The following is a 23,165-nucleotide window of genomic DNA, read 5'->3' as shown; positions in this document are numbered from 1 at the left end:
GCCTTGCAACAACTCGTTGATTTGATCAATGAAGTAGCCACACAGGCAAGTAAAAAGCTCTCAAAATTGATTAAAAGTCAACTCCAACAATGGATCGCCGGTTTGCCCAGTTATCTTAAGGCTTACCTGCCCATTTCAAGCTGCGAAGTTTGAGTTAAGAGGAACAGATTGAATTTATTCATTACGCAGAACGATAGCTCAATAAAACAGAGGTAGTCTAGGACTTTATTGTTTCGTCCTAGGCTACCTCTGTTTTATTTATAGGGGTCAGTCTAAATTTTTTTCAACGAACAAGATGACCAAAGGGAAACAATTCGAGTAAGCCTTTAGGCTTAGTGTGAAGAGGGGATAGGCGACATTGGATGTACGCTGTCTCTACTCATCAGATTAGCAAGCTATACTCCCGCACATTGGATTTACACCCGAACATATTCTTGCTGCAGAGTATGCAACGGCCATTCCTTAATTTGCATCAATCCAGGGCCTCCATGCTCGGTAATAACAATCCAACGATTCGACAGCCACTGTGTAACCATTGTTTCGGCTAGAGCTAACTCTAAGAAAAGGATGGCTGAATAATTGAAATAATTGATGATCAAATCCATCAGAAAATCTCTTTTTAGCAAACTGAATATATTCAGTAATATATTCAGCAATATAATAAGCAATATATTAAGTAATATATTAATTAACATATTAGTTAAGTAATATATTTAATGTAAAAAAAAGGTTGTAATATGTATTTTGAGATTATATTATTGGATTTAAACATGCCTTGTATCAGATAGTACTAAGAATTTACTGTTAGTGTACGTAAGATGTAGAAATTTAAAAAGAAAATGTTAAATACGATTATTAGTACTAAATCTTATAGACCGAAGGAGCAAGTATGAAAATAAAAAAAACAATGAATAACATAGTACTTGTTAACGAAAAAATGATAATCGTACCAGAAGTTTTAGATTTTACAGATACTTTATTACAAAAGGGGAATTCATTAAATACAGTAAGGAGTTATTTAAGAGACCTAAAAGCATTTTATGAGTGGTTAGCTATTGCCGGAAACAATTTTTACGATGTCACACCAAGGGACCTGAAAAATTTTATTAAGTTTATTGATACAAGGCATTTTCGAGGAAAAGTATCTCCTGCCACATTATCACGCTATATGGCAACACTGAGCTCATTTTATAAGCATCATGAGTTGATGGGATGGAATGTAGAGAATCCAGTACTAAAAATACAAACCGAATGGAAGCATCCCGAATCAAATAAGAGTTATTTAAAGCATATAACAAACCCTTTGACAAGAAATGTAAGGAATTATTTTAAACGAAAGAAAAAAAAGAAAATAGATAAGAAGCGTCTAACTGCGGAACAAGCACTAGGGTTTTACAATAGCATCGATTTAGCTTGGAATGATGATACTGATTTGCTAATTCGTAATAAATTAATATTTAAAGTATTGTATGAAACTGGGATGAGAATTGGTGAACTACTTCATTTGCAGCTAGATGATGTGGAGTATCCACAACCTAATAAAAAAACAGGGAATATTTATCTAATTGATCGAGAAGAGGTAGATGAAGAAAGGCAACTTAAAACAGGAGAGCGTACAATTCCTGTTACGACAGGTCTTCTAAAAGAAGTAGATGACTACATCATGAGTATTCGACCTCAAAAGGAGGATATAAAGTATATATTTGTCTCGCATCATGGCAAAACAGAGGGCTGTCCAATAAGTAGAAATGCAGTAGAAGATTTTTTCTCATTGGTTTCGTTCAATTCTAAAGTAAAATGCACACCGCATGCATTACGACATACTCATGCTTCAAACTTGGCAGATATGGGACTAGATATTTTAGTAATAAAAGATCGTCTTGGCCATGCAAGTATTGAAACAACTACGAAATATTCGAAACCTTCGCTAGAAACGCAAATCTTGTCATATGAACGGTATCTGAATGCACGAAAGGATGTTATTTAACTGAGTAATATAGTTCAATTTCTTGATATGGATAGTGATTCATGGGTACTAAAGGCAAATGAGGATCTACCAGATTATGTATTTAATTTTGACTTTTTGCCAAACGGATGGATTAAGGATGAGGTTAAGAGATATACAAGAGATTCATTAGAAATTGGAAACCTTAAAGTCTCAACTTTACATAGATACAATTATAGTCTAAGGCATTTTTTCAATTATTTGGACGAGAACGAAATTATTATGGAAACCTTTGCAGATATTACACCTAGAATTGTTGAAAAGTTTATATTTTTTCTCCTTATGGAAGTAGAGAAACCATCAACAAGAGCAGTTATTCTATCCGCCTTAAAGCATCTTATAAACTATGGGCAGGTATTTGAATTAAAGGGCTACCCTCAAGTTCAATTATTTGATCGCACAGAGTTTAGAATGTTACAGACTGAAGATACATTAAAAAGTATGATTATCCCTGATCAAGTAATGGAACAAATTAAAGGTGGAATCGAACAGTTACTTCAAGAAAATGATTATGAATTGGTTCTTCTGGCATGCTTGTTAACTATTTGTATGTATACAGGGGTAAGAATATCTGAAGCTCTAATGCTTAAAGAAAATAGTATCTCCAAAGATTTTTTTGGTAAACCACTGCTTGAGGTTATCAGTGAGAAAAATGAAACAGAACGGTATATTGCAGTACGTAAGGAAGTAGTCGATGTAATTGAAAGATTAAAGGATCACACATCTGTATATCGCGAAGAATTAAAAACAGATCGATTATTTGTGCGCCCTTTACAAAGACGCAAAAGAACGGATCATTTGCAACAATATTACGCTAGAACCTGGTTAAAAAATAAATTCGTAAAAAAATTTAATATATGTCATATGCATGGGGAACTTTACGATCTGCACTATCATCAATTCCGTCATACACTTGCCACGGATATGCTTGCAAATGGTATGAGTCCTTTCGAGATTAAGGAATACCTTGGGCATGAATCTCTCCACTCTACAAGGCTATATGCAAAGGTTCGAAATAATAAGCTAATTCAATCTTATAAAAAATTGGGTTTTATAGGTATGATTGTAGATAAAGTAGAACTCGTTTCAGGTGAGAAAGATATTAAGCTAGATACAAAAACAAGATTAATGGCACAATTACCGGATGGAGTATGTGCACGTCCCATTAAAGAAAAGGTGGTAAATTGTAAACAGCCTAATGCATGTTTGTTTTGTCCAAAATTTGTTACAACTCCAGAATTCATTGAGATTCACCAGGACCATTTACGAAGAATTCGTGAAGATAAGAGTAAATATAAAGAAGATCACTTTATTGGCACTGACTATCTGATTAATGAGACTGAAGAAGCATTAGTCGATATTATTTCACGTTTGGAGAGGTTGGTTGGTATTGATGAGTGAAGAAAAGCAAAATTTAGTTGTGGATTATCATCCAGACAAAAGTGATGAGAACTTTCGATGTGGAAATAGTTACTTCCTAGATGATGTGTGGGATTTTAAAGGCTTTATTAATGCACCTCACTGGAATGATGCAAAATTCAGATTAGATTTTACAGGTTTTAATAAATGGCCTTATCTTCAAAAGACTATAAAGTTTTATATTGTGAGTGAATTACTTACAGTAGGTCTAAATTCAGTCAAAAGAAAACTTGCAGCATTTAACCAATTACGAAAGTTTATCGAGAAAAACGTGTATGTAGTTTCCTTTAAAGATTTCTCCCGCCAAGTATTAATTCTTTATTACGATTATTTGCTTGAGGCAACCAGCGAACGGGACGGATCACTTTTAAATGGGCAAACAATTAAAAAATCAGCTCAAGTAGTAAAAGAGTTGCTTATTAGAGGTGGGGTCAGAGATTGGGAAGTTTATCATAACACATCTTATGTTGCAGCTATCTATCAGGAAAAAATTATTCAAAGCCCGCGTATTAAAGAAGATACGAAGTTCGGTAAATCAGATAAAGTATTACCCGAAGAAGAGCTTGTTGAAAAAATTATTGAGTTGGCTCAAGAAGAAGAAGAAGTTCTTACGGGGGCAAGTATCATTTTACAAAGCCAACTTGGGATAAGGATCAGCGAAGCAGTTACAATTAAAGAAGGATGTTTGATTGTTATTGGTGGTGAAATGCAGATTGAATATACAACAAGTAAAACCAAAAAGGAAGCTACTAAAGTATTACGGCCAGCTAATGAATTGGTTGTAACGGCAATTAAACGCTTAGAAGAGTATACAAAAACTCTAAGGGAAAAATCGGGGATGCCGTATTTTTTTTTAGATCAAGATAACGAGAAAAAAGTCGTTATTGCATCATTTAGCAATTGGACAAAGAATCGTATTAAGCCATTTATTGCAAAGCATGATATACGAGATAATACAGGAAAACTCCTCAATTTATCCAGTCATTATTTTAGACATATTTTTGCTACGTATGCCTTAAAAAAAGGAATGCCGATTTACGATGTAGCTGAGATGTTGAATCATGAATCAATTCAAATGACAGAAACGTACAGTCATCTAGAAGAACATTTGAAAAAGGTGATGGTAGATGTACTATCAGGGGATATGCCTGTATCTGGAACGAATAAGGTAGTTTTAGAGGCTATTGAAAGCGAAGAAAATCCTTTCAAAGGGAAAACAACAGATCAAATTGAAAAGATGCGTAAGGCAATGAAAATTGAGATTTTACCTCATGGCTTATGTCTCCATCATCCTCTTCGGGGAGAGCCCTGTGCTCAAGATGGAGTGTGTTTAGGTTGTAATAATTTTTTAGCCCCAAGCAACATGCTCGACCAATATGAATCTCGTTTAGTTAGAATCAATAGAGAACTTAATTCAACTACTGAAGATGATAAAAATATATACACGTCCAAATTACGATATCAGGCAGGGAGATTGGAGCATTATATAAAGGATCTAAAATCCAAAACAGTAAATCAACAAATGTTTAAAGTTAGGCAAGAAGCGGCGGTGACAGTTGAATGATTGAGAATAAATTGAATTTAGCTGAGCTTAACAGATCTCGAACGACTGAGAAGGTAAAGAATGCCTTACAAACGCTTAAACGAGGTAGTAAGCAATTCACCTTGGTTGATGTAGCAGAGAAGGCTGAAATTAGCCGTAGAACGCTTTACAATCGCCCTGACCTAATGGAAGAAGTGCGAGAAGCTATCACAATCAAGAAAGAAAAATTAAGTCCCCAGGAATTTGAGAAGAAACCCAAAGCGACCCAAGAAATCCGATATACAAAACTAAGGGAGCAAAACAAAACATTAATTGAGGAACAAAAACTACTGCTAGAACAAAATGTTATACTGACTCAGAGAATTACTGAATTGGAACAAAGACAAGTGGCTCTCTTGGAAACCATACATAGCATTAGGCTAGATAAGGTAGTCAATTTAAGTGAAAAGAGATTCATCTAGGAATTGAACCCAAATAGCCTGCGCGGAAACAGACTATTAGGGAGCTTCAATATAGAAAAAAGCTTAATCAGGACATTAGTTAGGCCTGATTAAGCTTTTTTTGCTTAAATAGATAGGGGTGTTAAATACCTGATTACGCAGAGTTACAATATTCCCGAAGCGATGTCTTTGAATTTATCATAGCCTTTTTAAGAAGAAGCTTATTTAGCATCATACGCATTTAGGACGTCCTCAATCAACCTTTTAACGGTTACTACTTCCCTAAGATGACGGCTTTGGAGCAAATGAGTTAAGAAATCAATTAACTTATCCTTTTCTATTTGTTCTTTTGATTGTAATCCATTGTATGAATTAAACAAATCACTTGGACGAATTTCTAAAGCATCTACGATTCGCTCAAGTGTATCTAAGGATATATTTTTCTGTCCACGTTCTATTGCACCTACGTAAGATTGAGGTTGTTGTACTTTCTCACCTAATTGCTCTTGAGTAAGCCCTCTATTTTTTCGAAAAACCCTTATTCTTGCACCGACATGAACTGATAACTTAAGCAAGAGGTCACCACCTTCTTTATCAGCTTAAGTAAGTGGACACCTAAGTTAAATATACCTATAACATATATAACCAATTGATTTTAGATGTTATAAGATCTATATTTAAAGAGAAATATATTAATAAATAAAATAAGGGGCAGATAGCATGAATTTACTACCAAATCAGATTGTTATTGAAAATGTACTTCAATGTAAGATGCGTGGCAAAGTAGCATATCAAAGTCATTTTCCTGCATCAGTTGGGATACAACTTATTTATGTAAAACCCTATGACTTGCCTTCAGGAAAAGGATATCAACGCCCAGTAGATTCAAAAAGGTGCGAGGATTTCGCAGACTATTTATCAAAGGGTGAGGATGCTCTTTTTACTCCTACATTATTAAATGCTGCCTCGAATTGGGAGTTTGCTTGTTACGACCGACAGCGTCCATCTTATGGTCGACTATTCTGTAAAGGAAAGGCCTCTCTAATGGATGGCCAACATCGAATGGGAGGCATAGAAAAGTACACGCGTGTAACAAACTCTGATTTAAATGTTCCGTTTCTGGCGTTTCATTCATTGGATGAGGATGAGGAAGTTAAACTATTCGATACAATAAACACGAAAGCTAAGGGAATAGGCCCTTCACTTAGCAAATTTTTACGGAGAGACTCAGATGACATTAGTTGGGTCGCTACAGAGCTCATGGTGCGTAAGGAAAGTCCATTCTATAATATTGGAAGTATAATTGGAAAACGTAGTAAAGGGCGCCATATAACGCTCCAGAACGTTTATAGAACACTTCATCTACTTACAGCAGACTATCGAATATCTAGCTTATCAAAAGAAGAGAAGTTAGCAGTCGCTATGATTTACTATGATACAATTAGACAAATGTATAATTCAGAATGGTCAGACTATAAGGAGTTTCGACTAACGCATATTGTCTGTCTGGATGCTCTTTCTATAGCTGGTAACCATGTGCTGTTAAAATGTATGGCAGAGGGCAAGAAACACGTCGATCTGACGGCTATTAAGAGGTATGTTAGAAGATTGTCGTTGGATTGGTCTTCACAGGGTCCACTTAAGTACTTAAAAGGCATGAGTGGATCTAGAACTTTAGCTACAGACTTAAAGGAACAAATGCTCACCGCATAATGTGGAGCATTTGTTCCTTTTTTATTTGAGTAGAAGATATTTATTGTGACTATTCTTTGTAAAAACTAACATTTAATTATAGCAATTTTTGTCGATTGTTAAATATTACCTTAAGTATTATAATTAATAATAAAATGGTGTATTTTTGAAATGTATAGATGATATAAAAAGCATATAAGACTTAATGTGTTTGAAATTTATCAATTAAATTATCTACATAAAATGGAGTATTCATATGAGTGACGTTAAGTCAAAGAAAAGCCAAGCCGATCAATTCAGAAAAGAACAAAAATATGAATCAGCGCTTCCAATTTATCAAGAACTTTGGCAAGAAGATATTGAAATTAAGAATCCTTGGATTGGATGGGGATATGCCTTTTGCCTAGAAAAAACTAATAAAATTTATTCTGCCATTGAGATTAGTAACGAAGTTAAAATTTTAAAGAATGACTTACAAGTAAATAATGACTTGTTACTACGAAATTTAAATAGAGCAATATCTGAGTTTTATTATGTAAAAAGTATTACAGATGAAAAGAAGTTTCTTCGAACAGCGGAGATAGTAGTATCAAACTATAGTCAAGGTAATGCTTATTCAATTTATAACAAGATAGTTATGAAAGTTATGGAATACTATAAAAAAAATAATCGATATTTAGAAGTTTTAAATTGGAGCAATAAGTTAGAAGCCGAAAAATTAAGCGATAAACCTGGGATTAATAGTAACCCAAATGTTAAATTGACTGAATACGCATCTGAGAAAGAAACTTATTTGCGTTATAAAATAGAAGCTTTATATGAAGAAGGTCATTACGAAAATTGCCTTGCGTTAGCTGAATACTTTTTTAACCAAATCCATAAATACCATTATAATAATGATTTTCATGTAAAGAGAGATGTTGCTCAATGTCATATTGCTATGGGTAATGTGCAGTTAGGCATTAATCAATTAAAGGAATTACTTTTAAAGAAAAGAGAATATTATCTTCAAACTGATATTGCTAAAATTTACTATAATATGGGTGATCTAGAGGAGGTTGTGAAATTTACTTTAGATGCAGCACTTAATTTTGGTGACCATGATAAAAAAGTTAATCTTTATTTATTGATGGCTAAATCTTTTTTAGAATTGAATAAAATGGATGAATCCAAAATTCATACAGAGTTTGTTTATCAAATTCGAATGAATGAGGGATGGAATATCGATAATGAATTGCTTTCATTATTAAGTTTACATAATATCGACAGAAGTAAAAAAGGAGATTTAAAACAAATAGAGAGAAATATAAAACAGTTGTGGGAGAAATTAAAAGCTTCATCACAAGTCGTACTAACAGGGACGATCACTAAAATACTACCTGAAGGAAATAAAGGGTTTATAAAAGCGGATAACGGAAAATCGTATTTCTTTTATAAGAAAGATTTTAAGGCTAAGCATTTAGTGCTTGAAGTAAATATCAGAGTTAGTTTTTGGTTACAGGAAAGTTTCGATCAAAAAAAAAATCAAAGCTCAGAGATTGCTATCAATATTAAAGCAATTAGTTAACAAAATTGAATAGGGACTAACTTTATAAAAAATACATTGAAAGTAGGTAATATATTGTCGACAAAAAAATATTATTCGGTTAAAAAGGGAAGACTTACTGGAATATTTGAAACATGGGATAAATGTAAAGCCCAAATCGATGGTTACAGTGGTGCAGAATATAAAAGCTTTGCATCCTTAATTGATGCAAAAAAATATTTAAAAGAAGATGATAATCTACTTATAGTTCCTACGGACTTAAATAATCAAGACAATGACTTGAAGAGAAATGTAATTGTGGCATATGTTGATGGCAGCTACTCAGAGAATTTAAAAATATTTTCATATGCGTGTGTGTTTTTAGATGGCAAGGAAACAACAATTTCAGGAACCGGCAATAATAAAGATAACATTAGTATGAGAAACGTTGCAGGTGAATTATTAGGTGCAATGGAAGCAATCAAATGGGCAATTAAAGAAAAATACGAAGAAATTATTATTCATTATGATTATGAAGGAATTGAAAAATGGGCAAATGGATTGTGGAAAGCAAATAAAGAAGGAACCCAATATTATAAAAATTTTATTATTGAAAATAGAAATATTATAAAAATATCATTTAAAAAAGTTAAGGCACATTCAGGAGATAAATACAATGAAATAGTTGATTCATTAGCTAAGAATGCAATAGAAAATGCTGAAAGTATAAAAAGTGACAGAGAGTTAACTCAGAGTGACCCTGTTGATTTAGCTTTGTTTAACAAGATAATGTATAAAAAAGAAAAAGCTAAAAATCTTATTTTATTTAAAGTTTCAAATTACGAAATTACAGAAAGTAAACTTAAAAAATTGGCAAAAGAATTATGGGTAAAATCAGGAAAAGATGTAACACAAATAAATACATCTAAAGTTAGCTTTAATTTAGATGAGATGAAAATACACTGTGAATTAATAGATAAAAGTGGAGAAGTAAGTAATTTTTATTTATCTATTTTATAAAACTCTAAAGGAGATATTAAATTTGAAAAATCTTAATTTAAACAGGGATAAACTACGTCCAACTATAATAAAATATTTAGATTTACATGGGATAAGTGCAATGGTATCAGATATTAACGAAGTTAGCGGGCCTCGTAGAAGAGTTACTATTACTCCTGAAGTGTCTAGTTCGTTTTATATTGACTTTCACTATTTAAATAAAGGTACTACAACTATTGATATTACTGGTGGCAGTCAACGTGAAATAAAAGAGCAAATTTCTCAGTTCTTGATTGAAGATCCAGACTGTGCTATTGGAGATATTCATTCAAAGAGTAAGTATTTTGTGGCTCCTAATATTAACTATGAAGATTTCAAAGTTATTTTAGAATTAATACAGAGCGAAAATACAAAGGGATATAGCTCTGAAATAAGACACTCAAACGAAATCCACAGATTTAAAGGAAATTACAATGAAGATCTTGTAATACATTATTATAAAACGACTAATAAAGTGATGATTCAGGGAAGGCCATTGCTTTTATTTAATGTTACTGTGTCGTATTTAACCGAATTAATTGATTTAGACGAACTTTCATCTGTGTTTAATGATTACTATGAAGTAAAAATTGAAAAAAGTAATATTGAGCATCTTTATATATCATATTTCCCCGATTGTCATGATAAGCATTCAATTAAAATAAAAAAGGTTCTACATCAAGCGATTTACAACCTACAACTTGAAGGCGATATGTTTGATTATTCATATTTGGCGTTTCCTGCATTTAAAGCTCTAGAAGGCCATTTAAAGGCCAATTTAGAAATTCATGGGATAAAGATGGAAAATAATAGGTTTACTATGTTTAAACCAGAGGGTAATATGGGTAAGTATATATTAGACCCACAATTCCAACACTTAGTGAGTAACAAAAAAAATCATCTGGAAGATGCTTATAATTATTTTAATCGAAATAGGCATTCTTTGTTTCATTGGGCAGATCCAAGCGAGGCAATTGATCAAACAAGAATAATTGAAAATATAGGTGAAGCCAAGTCACTAATAATAAATACTTTTCATATTATAAACGAATATTATATAATATAAACAATGACTTTGAAGGGAGTGGATGAACATGAAAAATTATGATGTATTAGAAATTGACAATAATGAATATAAGTTCTTTGTTATTTCTACATCGTATGAAACTCCCTTATCCTATTTAACTTCAATAAATCAAGAGTTATTACCTAATTATTCTTGTAAAGTTATATTTGATTTTTTATTGTGTTCTGGTAATTCTTCTGATCGGTTTTATGAAGCGTATTTTGATGGTCATGAGGTAAAAAAATCATCGTTTAAAAACTTGAAAGTTGAAAAAAAAGATGATTTAAGAAAAATTTCAAGCGCCTATCTAATGGAGCACAAAGATTATTTGAACAATTCAGTGTTGAGTTCTATTCAAATAAATATGTTATCAAGAGGAATCAGTATTTAAACACAGAATTCAGACTCAAATTAGCGGCTCTGTTAATCTTTTGTATAAACTCTTTGAAAAGACTTCTCTCCTCGGGGAGAAGTCTTTTCCTTGTACGCCCAGCATGGGGAAATGAACTCTAAGATGAAAGTCCCGAACGTGGGCTGGCGAGCAGCCTACGGTAGCCAAGGGCAATTGTATTTGCTGTTAAACAGAATCTAAAGGAAGCCGGATTCAAATGCACGAGAAAAAGTAGGTACAAGAATTGGGTTTGAGGCGATTTAGTCGGATGAGTCTCCTAGATAAAATGAAATCCGAAGGCGCCAAAGGCTAAGTCTGTAGACCCCTGGGTAACTTCTGGAGTGGAGTTGACTGTGTAACGGTAAAAACCTACAAGTTTAACTAAAACATTATTGAGAAGCCGTGAAGAGCTAACTCAGTTAAAGACGTTTTGAATAACCAGTGGAGTATAAAGAACAGTAGAATTACTTGAGCTTTAAAATGATCTTTCTTAAATTTAAATGAGCGTATTACGTTGATTTTTTTAACGATTGGAGTTATAGTTACAAACTTGATGGAGCTACTTTGTAAAGATTACTGAACCTTGAAAATTTAATAAAATAAACTGCCGATTAATTTTGTAAAATAAAGATTTCACAGGAAAAGTAATTTATTGCTGAAAAGATGCATCATGACTCAGATTATACATAGTTCGCCAGTCATAATTGCCATTCTAAATGTAGAAAGGACTGAACAAACACATGGCTTTCCAAAAAAGAGATAACAATAGTGAAGATCGCGGCGATCGCAAATTTGCTCCTCGTGGCAAAGGCGGTAAAGGCAAACGTCGTAAGGTTTGTTACTTCACAGTTAACAAAATTAAACACATTGACTATAAAGACATTGAGACTCTTAAGAAGTTCATCAGCGAGCGCGGGAAGATTCTTCCTAGACGTGTAACTGGTACTTCCGCTAAGTACCAACGTGCATTGACGATCGCTATCAAGCGTTCCCGTACAATCGCATTGTTGCCTTACACAACAGAATAGTCTATACCACGAACAGTCGGGAAACCGGCTGTTTTTGCTTTTTGTAAGAATTTCAGATCAGGAAAAACATGAAGCGTCTGAGACTTTTTTAATAGCAGGGAAAGAATAGTATGAGTATCAACAAAGGGCTGCCGAAACTATACACCAGAATAGGTCCAGTTTTGGTTATTTTTCTACTTCGAGAAAAATTAATGCCACGCTAGTAGTGATAAATGATCTTAAATTACTTCTGTTATTCAGCGATTATCGGAATATTATATATTGTAAATAAAATTGGTATAGACAAGTGAGAAAAATGAAAACACCCCCTCCAGAACTCATTGGTTAACCCAACTGGGTTTTGCCAACTGATTATTCTAGAGGGGGCGCTCATTCCGAATTTACTTTGGATTACATCTTGAAAGTAACCATGAAGCGATTAATGATTGCTGCGACTTCAGCACGCGATGCCTCACCCGTTGGATCAAGGATGTCGTTACCTTTGCCGGAAAGCAAATTGTTGCTTATAGACCATTTCATCGCATCAACTGCCCACGTAGAGATTTTTTTCGCATCCGTGAAAGTCTCTAATGACTGGTTCGCGCTGACATTCAGTTTGTTTGCTTTTGCATAATTGAAAAGGATCTGTGCAAGTTGTTCCCGAGTAACAGATTGATTTGGGGCAAAACGGGTTTGATCAATCCCATTCACGATGTTATTCTGGTTGGCCCAAGCGATCGCATCGCTGTAATAGTCATTTGCATTCACATCTTCGAAACGATTAGCCCCTGCTTCTGGTTTGCCGGCTAAGCGGTGTATTACCGTGACCAGCATGCCGCGAGTCATTGTTGTGTCAGGGCTAAACGTATTTGCAGCGGTTCCACTGAACAACGAATGTTCCACAACGTAGTTGATGGATGAAGCCGCCCAGTGATTCGAAATATCATTAAAAGTAGGTCTAGCAGGCTTCGTTGGCTCGGTCGGTTTTTCAGGTTGTTCCGGAATTTTCTCGAAGGTCACAACAACTTGATCGGTAGATTTCAGACCCGTCAATTGCGTGAGCGCTCCCTTAGATACTCCATTAATTGTAACATCTTTAACCTGGTAACCTTTATCAGGCGTTATCGTAGCATTGCCATTGGAATCGGCAACTACCGTCCCTCCGACACCGGTTACGGATACATTCGGCTTGCTGGAGCTGCTTCCTCCTGACGAACCGCTAGAAGGGTAAGCTTTTACGATAAAAGTATACCGTTTATCCTTGCTTTGGTCGCCGCGCGATACCGTTGCAGTCAGTGTGACATTCGCATCCCCCGAGCCGGAAGATGGGCGTGTAATGATCGCGTTATTCTTGTCGATGCGAATGATATTCTCGTTGCTGCTTTTCCATGCGATCTGAGTGCCATGCTGCCCTACGGAAGGGAGCGGAACGTTAGCGACAATCGCACTCGTGTCGCCAAGCGTTGAAGATACAGTCGCAATCGTATCGTTGATAGCTTGCTCGTCGCTGAGCGCAGCGACATTAACAAAGATCGGGTTGGAATAAAACCATAAGCCTGTATAGTTGCGGTCATTAATATTGTTAAAGCGTTCTTCGTTCTGTTCCGGCGTTACGCTGCCGCTATAATCAAATGACTGATCCTGCAGCGGCTCGCCATTAGTGGTGAAGCCTGCAACGTCTGTACCAAGGTTCGTGCCGCGCAGACGATAATAACGGTTTTTATCCGCAGGCACCTTGTAGGAAATCGTGTAATATCCCTCGGCATCCGGCTGGCCCCAATCGTTTTTCGTAAAACGTTTAACGACTTTCGTCGTGGCATTTGTTGTATTGCTAGCATATTGACCTACATCGAGCTTGCCGGTCACTTCTCCGGAGATCAGATCGACATGATCGACTTTGACATCATTCGTGACCGAAGTATTATGAGGGCTAATTGACGCATAGTTGTTGTGTTCCGGGCTCTTGAAGCGAATACTGATCGTTGTCAGATCCCCTTCGGTCACTTGCAGGTTCCCGCCCATATCAGCCTGACTGCCATCCCCGGTTGCCTTAAAATCAAGCGCATCGATAAGATCGCCATAAACGGCAAAGGACTTCCCTGAGCGCATACCTTCTACAACATCTTTAAAGGTATTGCCCTCGACCCAAGTGATATTCCGCGAGTACTCGCTAGGCCAATAGCCGCTGGAATAATTCCGATTGCTGCTCACCTTAAAATGAAAGTCGGAATTGGTGAAATTCCAGAAGCGGCGGCCTTCGCCTAACAAAGCATCCCACATGCCGCCGATCTTGCCGACCATGACGTCGGCTCCGCCGTAGATGTCAGCTAATTCCGATCTGTTCTTGCCGGCTGCCATCTGGTTACCTGGCAACCCTTCCATGCCAAACACAATGTCAGGAGCAGCATCGTTCATCTTGCGAATGTTCTCGATTGTGACAACACCCGAGCTGTCGCCGTTATGTCTGGACGGATGGTTAAGCAACACATAGCTCTCCGGATATTTCTTTCCCAGCCATTCAATAGCTTCTAGGGTTTTAGATTTATCAGGTTTCAACTCATTCTTTGTTGGCCTTGCTCCCCAAAGAGTGGCCTCATTGGCGTGAAACATCCCTGGAGTTGTATCGTAGCTATACAACCACTCGAATTGGTGAATCGCATCGACGGGCACTTCATTACTATTGGAATCAATAATGCCGACAGAACCGTGATCCAAACCCATCATATCCCATTCGAAGCCGGAGAAAATGAGTTTGCCTTTATATTTGCCGGCAGCTTGGAGCGCTTTAAGCTTGTCCTGTTGATCTTTAATCGCTTCCCAACGTGCAGTGGCCTTGTTGTTGCCATCCGGGTCTCTCGGCGAATCGCGTAGATGGTCGGCAAGCGCGATGTAATCGAATGGATTGCCGTACGTCAGCGAAGTGACCGATTCTGCAGACTTCTTATCGAGATCCTCTCGAAACGCAGCATCAAGCACATTTTCCAATTTCATAAAGGATTCTGACGCATCAGCCGACTGTACGGTATGGGTGTGGTACTCACCGGACATCCATCTCCCGGTTGAATTGGCGGATGGCGTGTTGTCGGCTGCAGACGCCGTCACCAAGCTCTGAGCTAGTGTTAAAAAAGCGAACGAGGTGCAAATGAAAGGCTTCAGTTTGCTGTTCATAATGTTGTAATTCCCTCCAATGCAGTATGGTATCGATACAAGTATAGAGGTGAACTGTAAATTTACATGCTGAATTGTTGAAGTGTTTTGTAAAAAAACTACAACTAACAGGATAATCCGAGGGATACTTTGTCATGCAGTTGAAAATGGAGCGGGGAACTGATTTCCCACTGGCCGTCTTCGGAGCGGATAACATAATGGAATTCCCTTCCTTGAAATTGCACATTAACAACCTCACCCTGAATACCTGACTGATGGGAAGGGGTCAATTGAAATTGATCGGGGCGAACTGGATATAAACCAGTCGCTCTAAAGTAGTCAGCTACTTGTTTGCCATGCCACTGGACGGTTCCATCAGAACTTATCGGTGCAAACAAGTCGTTATGCCAGCGGCCACGGACCAAATTGGCTTTGGAAACAAATTTGGCAACAAACTCCGTTTGCGGTCGCAAATAAATGTCTTGTGGAGTACCGATCTGCTCAATTTGTCCGTCCTTCATGACGACGATTCGATCTGCCATGGCCAGAGCCTCGCCCTGATCATGGGTCACGTAAACAACAGCAGTTCCGGTCTGCCTGTGGATGGATTGAATCTCACGACGCATATCCATGCGCAGCATGGCATCCAAACTGCTGAGCGGTTCGTCCATCAACAGCAGGGAAGGTTCAGAAGCAATCGCTCTAGCCAGAGCGACCCGCTGCTTTTGGCCGCCAGACAGCTCATGAGGCATACGTAAAGCGTGCTGTGACAAGCCGACCATCTGAAGTACTTCGGTAATACGATCCTGCTCCCTGCTTTTAATAGAAGCTGGCGTCTCTTTATGATGACGGATCGGAAACCGGACATGCTCAGTGACATTCAGGTGCGGCCACAAGGCGAAGGCCTGGAAGACCATGCCGATTCTTCTTTTTTCCGGAGGAAGACTAAAGCCTGGCTTCGCTACCGTAGTATGATTCATCTGGATTTCTCCAGTTGTAGGCTGTTCAAATCCGGCAAGCATGCGCAGCAGGGTTGTTTTACCGCAGCCGGATGGACCTAGAATGGCAACGAATTCGCCTTCGGCGATCGATAAATTTAATAATTTCAGCGCTTGAAAGCTTCCGAATTTTTTACTAACGTTGGTGATTTGAATGCTCATGGCTGCTGAACTCCTTTTTTGGATTGAAACTTTTCAAACAGATGAAGAATGAACATGCCTAGAACGATTAAGATGACAATTAAACTGGATAGCGCCGTTGAATACAGAGTATTACCAGCCTGCTCAAAGCTGAATATCGTAACACCGATCGTCTGAGAGCCGGTCGACCATAGCAGTGCGGATACGGTTAGTTCCGTGAAAGCTGTCAAAAAGACCAGAAACGCTCCGCTTAACAGTCCCGGAAGCAGTAGCGGTAGTAGGATGGATGTCCATTTCCGCCAAAAACCAGCGCCGAAAATATGTGCGGCCTCTTCCATGGAGGCATCGATTTGCATAAAAGCTGTAATGCTTGCGCGGACCTGCAAAATAAGAAATCGGCAGACATAAGCAATAAATAAAATACGAATGGACCCATAAACGCCGGGATTCCAGCCAGGTATCGGTTCCATCCATGCGAATATCATGGACAAGGCAAATACGATTCCAGGCAATGTATAAGGAAGGGCGACAGCTAGCTCTGTCGTTTTGGTTATCCACGAAGGCTTGCGTACGCGAACATAAGCAATCAGGGATCCGAGTACTAAGCAAACGACCAAGGTTGTCGCAGAAAGCATGAAGCTGTTTGTAATGGATTGCCATACTTTCGGATTCTCAAGCAGGATGTAATGATAATTGGCAAGCGTCAAATTGACGGATTTAAAAGGAAGCCCATAGGCTTTCTTTAAGGAGATCGCAACCATGGAGCTTAACGGCACCACAGTAATCAAAGCGAGAAACGCCCAGATGGTCGTGGTTATCCATGATCTGTGCTTTCCAAGCAAGTGGCGTGGACTGTTATCGATCATAACGGTATCCACTGCTTTGATTTTTTTGACGGAAAGCCATTGCAGAAGTGTACCAATGACGGCGATAATGCCCAGCATAACGGATAAAGCGGCTGCCCTTGCAAAAGCGGAAGGACCAAAACCGATAATTTCCTCATAAATCAATGTGCTTAATACGGATATATTTTTGGGAATGCCGAGGAAGGCTGGAATTCCGAAATTATCTAACGAAGCCAGGAATACTAGCAGTCCACCAGCGGTTAAACCAGGTAAAGACAAGGGGAGGGTGACCAGATAAAATGTTTTCCATCTTCCGGCGCCGCTTGCTCTTGTTGCCCATTCTAGATCCCGAGGAATTTTTCTGAGCACATCAACCGTCAATAAATAAACAAGCGGGAAATGATGAATACCCATTACGAAAATAATGCCGCCGTAGCTGTACATGCTCCATGGTTTAGCATCAGGATTAAAAAGGTGCAGAAGATTAGCTACAATTCCTTGCGTGCCCATGAAGGAAGACCAAGATAAGGTTAAGACGTAAGAAGGCAGTATAAAGGAAAGCAAAATAGCCATATGAAGTAGTTTCTTATGTTTAAGATCGGTATAAGCCATGAACCAAGCCGACAAGACGCCTAGGACAATGGATAACAGGGAGGAGCCAGCAACGATAACGAATGTGTCTTTGAGCGTTTTCCACAGTCTGTCCTGCTGCAGCATTTCCATATAATGCGTTAAGGTTAGACCAGCTCCGCTTTGCATGCTTAAATAGATTAATTTAGCAATGGGTATGATAAAGAACACAACAAGCAAGATGACGGTTAACAGAATAGCGGCTCTTTTCATAAAAAAGGGGAGGAGTGCAGGTTTGATCCCGACTTCCTCCCTCGCAATCTGAATTTTCTTTGAATCGATCATTGTTTATGTGCTCCGCTTCTTATTGTCCGAATAACTGAGTAAACTGTTTCTTGTCTGCGTCACGAGCTTCTGTCAGTTTGGTTATGTCAGAGGAGATTACTTTGAGTTCGGAGATGCTTTTGAGACCTTTTGGAGCCGGAACACCTTCACGAATGGGGGTGTAGCCGATATCGGAAGCTAATTTTTGGCCATCTTCGGATAATACGAAGTCGACAAAAGCTTGCGCTGCTTTTTCATTGGCTGCATTTTTCATGATGCCGATAGGCTCTGTAATAACCGGGACACCCTCTGTAGGGTAGATCAAATCAACCGCAGAACCCTTGGCTTTCTCACGGGCTACCAGATAGTCAACGACCATGCTGTACGATTTTTCTCCAGCGGCTACAGCATTAAGCACAGCTCCGTTTCCTTTGACAACGGAAATATTGTTCGCTTTTAAGCCTTTATAATAGTCCCAACCGAATCCGTCTGTGCGAGTCAATACGCCTAAATTATAAGCAGCAGCACCGGAGTAGATCGGGCTTGGCATGATAGCTGCATCTTTGCTCTCCGCAGAGGAAAGTACTTTCCAAGAGGTTGGTATTGTCTTTACTTTTTGTGTATTAATCGCAAGAACGGTTGCCATAACTTTCGTTCCCGCATACATACCCTCTGGATCAACCAGATTTTTTGGAATTTTCGCTAATTCCGGTGATTTATAAGAGGCTAGCAGACTTTGTTTCTTTAAACCTTCAAAGGTTACAGAATCAGCGAGTAAAAGCACATCGGCTTGCACTTTGCCGGCCTGATTCTCGGCCTGGATTTTCGCCGTTACTTCTTCCGTTCCAGAACGGAAGTTTTCTACTTTCACATCGGGATATTTCTTATTGAATGCGGCGATTAGCTTCGTTACATCATCTTCGGGTTGGGAGGTATAGAACGTCAGCTTCCCTGAAACTTTCGCTGCTGTTGCTTGCGGAGTCGCCTGAGCTCCTTGGGAAGGAGATGGTTGAGCCGTTTTTGCACCGCAGCCGCTTACTACGAGTAGTACTGCCAAGCTAGCTATGATAGATCCTTTTTTCATCAACATGGTTCTCTCCCTAAATATCTTTTATTTTTAGTATATAAAGCATTTGTCAGAAGGCTGTTAACTGTGGATTCCTAGTTTGTAAACATGACGTGAGGGAATCTCCGGCAGTTGAGGATCCACACCGTTCGTAGAGGTTTTCTTTTCTTGTACCTATTTGTGGTATAATTGACACCATAGTCTTTGTTGGGTGGGGAGAGATGACGGTTGCTGAATAGGGAAAAGGATGTAGACCTAGCCAGACGGGCCAAAGTCATTGAATGGCTCAAGACAGAAGTCGTAGATCATGTAGCACAGCTGCTCAAAGGGATTTGGGAAGGCAGCCAGGTGAAAATTGTAGATGGTCTAGCCAGTTTAATCTCGAGCAGCTATATTTTGGGACGAAGACTAGGCATTTCCTATCGCAGTTTAGACGAAGCTATCGTTGAGAAAATGAAGAAGCACCGCCAAGAGGGCCATCAACTTGAGGATTGGTACGGCGACATTTCATCGCTTGAAGAACATTTACGTAAGAGGTGAGCCCGGTTGGGGAATCGAAATTGGCAAAGCATCATATGGAGCGCAGTGACGGTTGTTTCATTGCTATCTTTAATGACGCCTTTTATTATTTTCACATTTAGTTTTTTAATCATTCCAGTTCTAATGTTGTACGTGAAATCAAGCACGAGACGGTTCGTTATCAGTTATGTCGTTAGCTTGCTCGTCGTTTATTTATTAACCCAGTGGCATGGCATTACGCTGATCTCATTATCGTTGTTTCTGCTGCCGCCAGTTCTTGTCATGGGTAACTTATATAAACGCAAAGCAGCTGCAAGATCGGTGCTGACAGCCGGTATTATTACGATTCTGGCTGAATCGCTTATGAGTCTCCTGATCGGGTTCTCGCTAGGATTTAATCCGGTTGCCAAATTCAAGACGTTCATGATGGATAGCATTGCTAGTATGCCAGCAAGCATTCAAGAAGTATTGCCTAAGGACCAAGACTGGTATGTAAGTTTCATTGTGCAAGTAATCCCTCTGTATTTGATTTTTGTAGCTCTGTTCTACACCTTTGTCACCCATGGGATTACCCGGTGGTTGCTCAATAAGACAGGGGAAGGAATTCCCGGACTGCGCCCAATGCGCGAGTGGATGCTGCAGAAATCGCTTGTCTGGATCTACCTGGTTGTGTTTGTTTTAGACTTATTTACGGATCCGAATTCCAACTCTTTGATTTCCACTTTGTTGATGAATGCGATGCCGCTGCTTATGTTGGCTTTCACGATTCAAGCGATTTGCTTTTTATTCTTTGTCGCGCACGCCAACAAGTGGAAACCGATTTTGCCGATTGTGGGAATACTTATCGTTTGTTTCATGCCTCCACTTTTTATCGTATACAGCTTATTAGGGGTATTTGATGTTGCGTTTCCAATCCGTGAACGGTTCAAGAAAAATTTATAGGATTAGGAGCTAGTTTCGAATGCCGAAGTTCCTTTTAAAGCGATGGCACGGTCAACACATCGTGTGGATTTTTGTACTGCTCATCGTCATGACAGCGACTATTTATATGTTCAAATGGTGGTTGGGCCTTACAGCCTTTCTAGTTTGCGGGATCATGGCGTACTTTACGCTGCAAGCAGAGACGGCTTTTCGTAGAGAGCTGAACACATACGTCGGGACGATCACACATCGAGTGAAAAAAGCAGGCAATGAAGTGATGAGCGGCCTTCCTATCGGAATTATTTTATATAATGAAGAGAAGCGCATTGAGTGGCATAACCCTTTTGTGGCTAAAATGCTGGAGCAGGATTCGGTCATCGGAGAGTCGCTATACGACTATTTGCCTGACTTGAAAAGCAAAAAGGAAAAGACCGACAAGCTCGAGATGTCCATCGGCAAGTTTATCTATCAAGTATGGATTAAGCCTGAAGAGCGGCTGCTGTATTTCCGGGAAATAACGGAGCAAGCGAATTTGGCGAAGAAATACGAAGATGAGAAAACAGCGATTGGCATCGTAATGATGGATAATCTGGAAGAATCGACACAAGGATTGGATGATCAGACGCGCAGTATTATGCTCGCTAAGGTAACTGGTGAGATTACGGAGTGGGCGCAGAAGCACCAAGTTTATTTGCGCCGAACGTCCTCCGATCGTTTCCTGATTCTGCTCGACCAGAAGGCACTGCGTTCTCTGGAGCAGACGCGTTTTGAGATTTTGGATGATGTGCGCGATTTGACGATTGAAAATAAACTGCCGATGACACTAAGTATCGGGATTGCCTCAGGCACCGAACAGCTCATGGAGCTTGGACAAATGGCTCAAATGGGTCTGGATATGTCACTGGGCCGCGGCGGCGATCAAGTGACGGTTAAGGTTGGACAGCGGCTGTCGTTCTATGGCGGTCGAACGAATGCCGTGGAGAAAAGGACACGCGTCAGGGCGAGGGTCATCTCGCATGCGCTGCGCGATCTGATGAAAGATAGTGACAAGGTGATCATTATGGGTCACCGGTTTCCGGATATGGACTGCATTGGGGCATCCATTGGTGTCTTAAAAGCGGTGCAGGTTGTAGGCAAAGAAGGCTACATCGTGCTGGAGGGCGTCAATCCGTCCATCCAGAAAGTGATGGAGACGATTGCCGCGGATGAGCGGCTGCATCGTTGGTTCATCACACCGGAGCAGGCTATGCAGATTACGACCCAGCGCTCTCTGGCGGTAGTCGTAGATACGCATAAAGCATCGATGGTTGCCGAGCCCAAGCTGCTGCAGCAGACGCACAGGGTCGTGGTGGTCGATCACCATCGCCGCAGTGAGGAGTTCATCCATGACGCAACGCTCGTCTATATGGAGCCCTACGCGTCGTCTACGTGCGAGTTAGTAACGGAACTGCTCCAGTACATTAACGAGAAGTTGACGATGGAAGTGCTGGAGGCGACGGCGCTGCTCGCAGGTATCGTGGTCGATACGAAGAGTTTCAGTCTCCGCACAGGGGCCAGAACCTTCGAAGCCGCTTCGTATCTACGCCGCAACGGCGCGGATTCGGCGCTCATTCAGCGACTATTGAAGGAAGATCTCGATTCCTATCTCGAACGCGCGGAAGTCATTAAACATACAGAAACGATCTATGAACACGTCGCGCTGGCTGTTGCGGAGTCAAATCATAAATATTCTCAGTTGATGATTGCGCAAGTTGCTGATACATTGTTGAATATGACGAATATTATGGCTTCCTTTGTCATTGCGGAACGACCAGATGGATTAATTGGCATTAGCGCCAGATCATTAGGGCAAATGAATGTCCAATTGGTCATGGAGCGTCTGGGCGGTGGGGGCCATTTAACGAATGCGGCTACTCAGATTGATGGCACCATAGAAGATGCAACGAGCCGATTGAAGAAAGTATTAGCGGATATAGAAGAAGAGGAGGGACTTTTCGAATGAAAGTAATTTTTCTGAAAGACGTGAAGAGCCAAGGTAAAAAAGGTGAAGTGAAAGAGGTATCTGAGGGTTACGCACAGAATTTCCTGATCGCCCAAGGACTTGCAGCTCCTGCAACAAACGGCTCTGTGAAGGTGCTTGATAACCAGAAGAAAGCCGAGCAGCGCCGCAAGGATCAAGAGAAAGCAGACGCACAAGCATTAGGCGAGAAGCTAGGCGAAATGACCGTTCAAATCAAAGCCAAAGCTGGCGAAGGCGGGCGATTGTTCGGAGCGATTCCTAGCAAGCAAATTGCTGAAGTTCTGGAAAAACAATATAAAATCGTGATTGATAAACGTAAAATTGTTTTGGAAGATCCGATTCGTACGCTAGGCGTAACGAAAGTTCCCGTTAAACTGCACAGTGAAGTAACAGCTAGCTTGAACGTACAAGTGACGGAAGAGAAGTAAGAAAAGATAGATGGATAGATAAGAGTCCCTAAGGGGGCTCTTATCTATTGTCAGCCAAAT

General features: G+C 39.4%; 20 protein-coding genes and 1 pseudogene. 15 read left to right on the top strand and 6 right to left on the bottom strand.

What is annotated here, in order from left to right:
• A pseudogene (locus tag IEY34_RS36865) lies at positions 1-153 on the top strand (IS4 family transposase); the annotation flags it as partial.
• Positions 154-416: 263 nt separating this feature from the next.
• Here the strand turns inward: IEY34_RS36865 and IEY34_RS18240 are convergent.
• Entirely contained in the window at positions 417-605 is a 189-nt protein-coding gene (locus IEY34_RS18240) for a hypothetical protein (protein ID WP_189013752.1), read from the bottom strand.
• 284 nt (positions 606-889) lie between these two features.
• Here IEY34_RS18240 and IEY34_RS18235 point away from each other — a divergent pair, with 284 nt between their 5' ends.
• From IEY34_RS18235 to IEY34_RS18220, 4 genes are read left to right on the top strand one after another with little or no spacing between them, the layout of a single operon-like run.
• A complete protein-coding gene (locus tag IEY34_RS18235) occupies positions 890-1,987 on the top strand; it encodes a tyrosine-type recombinase/integrase (RefSeq protein WP_189013750.1) in 1,098 nt (365 codons plus the stop codon).
• A gap of 27 nt (positions 1,988-2,014) precedes the next feature.
• Positions 2,015-3,406, top strand: coding sequence for a tyrosine-type recombinase/integrase (locus tag IEY34_RS18230; RefSeq protein WP_189013748.1), 1,392 nt, complete (start codon positions 2,015-2,017; stop codon positions 3,404-3,406).
• Positions 3,399-4,988: a tyrosine-type recombinase/integrase gene (locus tag IEY34_RS18225; RefSeq protein WP_189013746.1), complete on the top strand. Its 1,590-nt coding sequence runs from the start codon at positions 3,399-3,401 to the stop codon at positions 4,986-4,988. Before IEY34_RS18230 ends, IEY34_RS18225 begins: the two co-directional genes overlap by 8 nt.
• Positions 4,985-5,428, top strand: coding sequence for a hypothetical protein (locus tag IEY34_RS18220; protein WP_189013744.1), 444 nt, complete (start codon positions 4,985-4,987; stop codon positions 5,426-5,428). The genes IEY34_RS18225 and IEY34_RS18220 overlap by 4 nt, the downstream gene beginning before the upstream one ends.
• A 200-nt stretch (positions 5,429-5,628) precedes the next feature.
• Here IEY34_RS18220 and IEY34_RS18215 read toward each other — a convergent pair whose 3' ends face one another.
• The gene (locus IEY34_RS18215) at positions 5,629-5,982 is read right to left on the bottom strand and encodes a helix-turn-helix domain-containing protein (RefSeq protein ID WP_189013742.1); all 354 of its coding nucleotides are present in this window, start codon (positions 5,980-5,982) and stop codon (positions 5,629-5,631) included.
• A 145-nt stretch (positions 5,983-6,127) separates the two neighbouring features.
• On the opposite strand from IEY34_RS18215, the gene IEY34_RS18210 reads away from it, so the two are divergent.
• The 6 genes from IEY34_RS18210 to rpsR all read left to right on the top strand — a co-directional run bounded on the left by IEY34_RS18210 (position 6,128) and on the right by rpsR (position 12,147).
• Positions 6,128-7,120, top strand: coding sequence for a DGQHR domain-containing protein (locus IEY34_RS18210; RefSeq protein WP_189013740.1), 993 nt, complete (start codon positions 6,128-6,130; stop codon positions 7,118-7,120).
• A 235-nt stretch (positions 7,121-7,355) separates the two neighbouring features.
• Entirely contained in the window at positions 7,356-8,666 is a 1,311-nt protein-coding gene (locus IEY34_RS18205) for a hypothetical protein (RefSeq protein WP_189013737.1), read from the top strand.
• Positions 8,667-8,720: 54 nt separating this feature from the next.
• The gene (locus IEY34_RS18200) at positions 8,721-9,644 is read left to right on the top strand and encodes a ribonuclease H1 domain-containing protein (protein ID WP_189013735.1); all 924 of its coding nucleotides are present in this window, start codon (positions 8,721-8,723) and stop codon (positions 9,642-9,644) included.
• 22 nt (positions 9,645-9,666) lie between these two features.
• Positions 9,667-10,728, top strand: coding sequence for a type II toxin-antitoxin system RnlA family toxin (locus IEY34_RS18195; protein WP_189013733.1), 1,062 nt, complete (start codon positions 9,667-9,669; stop codon positions 10,726-10,728).
• A 28-nt stretch (positions 10,729-10,756) separates the two neighbouring features.
• On the top strand, positions 10,757-11,119 hold the full coding sequence (locus IEY34_RS18190) for a type II toxin-antitoxin system RnlB family antitoxin (protein ID WP_189013731.1): 363 nt from the start codon (positions 10,757-10,759) through the stop codon (positions 11,117-11,119).
• A 740-nt stretch (positions 11,120-11,859) separates the two neighbouring features.
• A complete protein-coding gene (rpsR, locus tag IEY34_RS18185) occupies positions 11,860-12,147 on the top strand; it encodes a 30S ribosomal protein S18 (protein ID WP_029196139.1) in 288 nt (95 codons plus the stop codon).
• A 390-nt stretch (positions 12,148-12,537) separates the two neighbouring features.
• On the opposite strand, the gene IEY34_RS18180 is transcribed toward rpsR, so the two are convergent.
• The 4 genes from IEY34_RS18180 to IEY34_RS18165 all read right to left on the bottom strand — a co-directional run bounded on the left by IEY34_RS18180 (position 12,538) and on the right by IEY34_RS18165 (position 19,241).
• Positions 12,538-15,294: an S-layer homology domain-containing protein gene (locus IEY34_RS18180; RefSeq protein ID WP_189013729.1), complete on the bottom strand. Its 2,757-nt coding sequence runs from the start codon at positions 15,292-15,294 to the stop codon at positions 12,538-12,540.
• Between the two features lie 104 nt (positions 15,295-15,398).
• On the bottom strand, positions 15,399-16,433 hold the full coding sequence (locus tag IEY34_RS18175) for an ABC transporter ATP-binding protein (protein WP_189013728.1): 1,035 nt from the start codon (positions 16,431-16,433) through the stop codon (positions 15,399-15,401).
• Positions 16,430-18,172: an ABC transporter permease gene (locus IEY34_RS18170; protein ID WP_189013726.1), complete on the bottom strand. Its 1,743-nt coding sequence runs from the start codon at positions 18,170-18,172 to the stop codon at positions 16,430-16,432. The genes IEY34_RS18175 and IEY34_RS18170 overlap by 4 nt, the downstream gene beginning before the upstream one ends.
• 19 nt (positions 18,173-18,191) lie before the next feature.
• Complete coding sequence (locus IEY34_RS18165; RefSeq protein ID WP_189013724.1) at positions 18,192-19,241, bottom strand: ABC transporter substrate-binding protein; 1,050 nt, start codon at positions 19,239-19,241, stop codon at positions 18,192-18,194.
• A 204-nt stretch (positions 19,242-19,445) separates the two neighbouring features.
• Here IEY34_RS18165 and IEY34_RS18160 point away from each other — a divergent pair, with 204 nt between their 5' ends.
• From IEY34_RS18160 to rplI, 4 genes are read left to right on the top strand one after another with little or no spacing between them, the layout of a single operon-like run.
• The gene (locus tag IEY34_RS18160; protein WP_189013722.1) at positions 19,446-19,757 is read left to right on the top strand and encodes a MazG-like family protein; all 312 of its coding nucleotides are present in this window, start codon (positions 19,446-19,448) and stop codon (positions 19,755-19,757) included.
• Positions 19,758-19,763: 6 nt separating this feature from the next.
• Entirely contained in the window at positions 19,764-20,678 is a 915-nt protein-coding gene (locus tag IEY34_RS18155; protein ID WP_189013720.1) for a DUF2232 domain-containing protein, read from the top strand.
• A gap of 19 nt (positions 20,679-20,697) precedes the next feature.
• On the top strand, positions 20,698-22,659 hold the full coding sequence (locus tag IEY34_RS18150; RefSeq protein WP_189013717.1) for a DHH family phosphoesterase: 1,962 nt from the start codon (positions 20,698-20,700) through the stop codon (positions 22,657-22,659).
• A complete protein-coding gene (rplI, locus tag IEY34_RS18145; protein ID WP_189013715.1) occupies positions 22,656-23,105 on the top strand; it encodes a 50S ribosomal protein L9 in 450 nt (149 codons plus the stop codon). The genes IEY34_RS18150 and rplI overlap by 4 nt, the downstream gene beginning before the upstream one ends.
• Positions 23,106-23,165: the final 60 nt, after the last annotated feature.

Source organism: Paenibacillus marchantiophytorum (assembly GCF_014640555.1).
GTDB classification, from domain to species: domain Bacteria; phylum Bacillota; class Bacilli; order Paenibacillales; family NBRC-103111; genus Paenibacillus_E; species Paenibacillus_E marchantiophytorum.
This window is presented reverse-complemented; position numbering and strand designations above follow the sequence as displayed.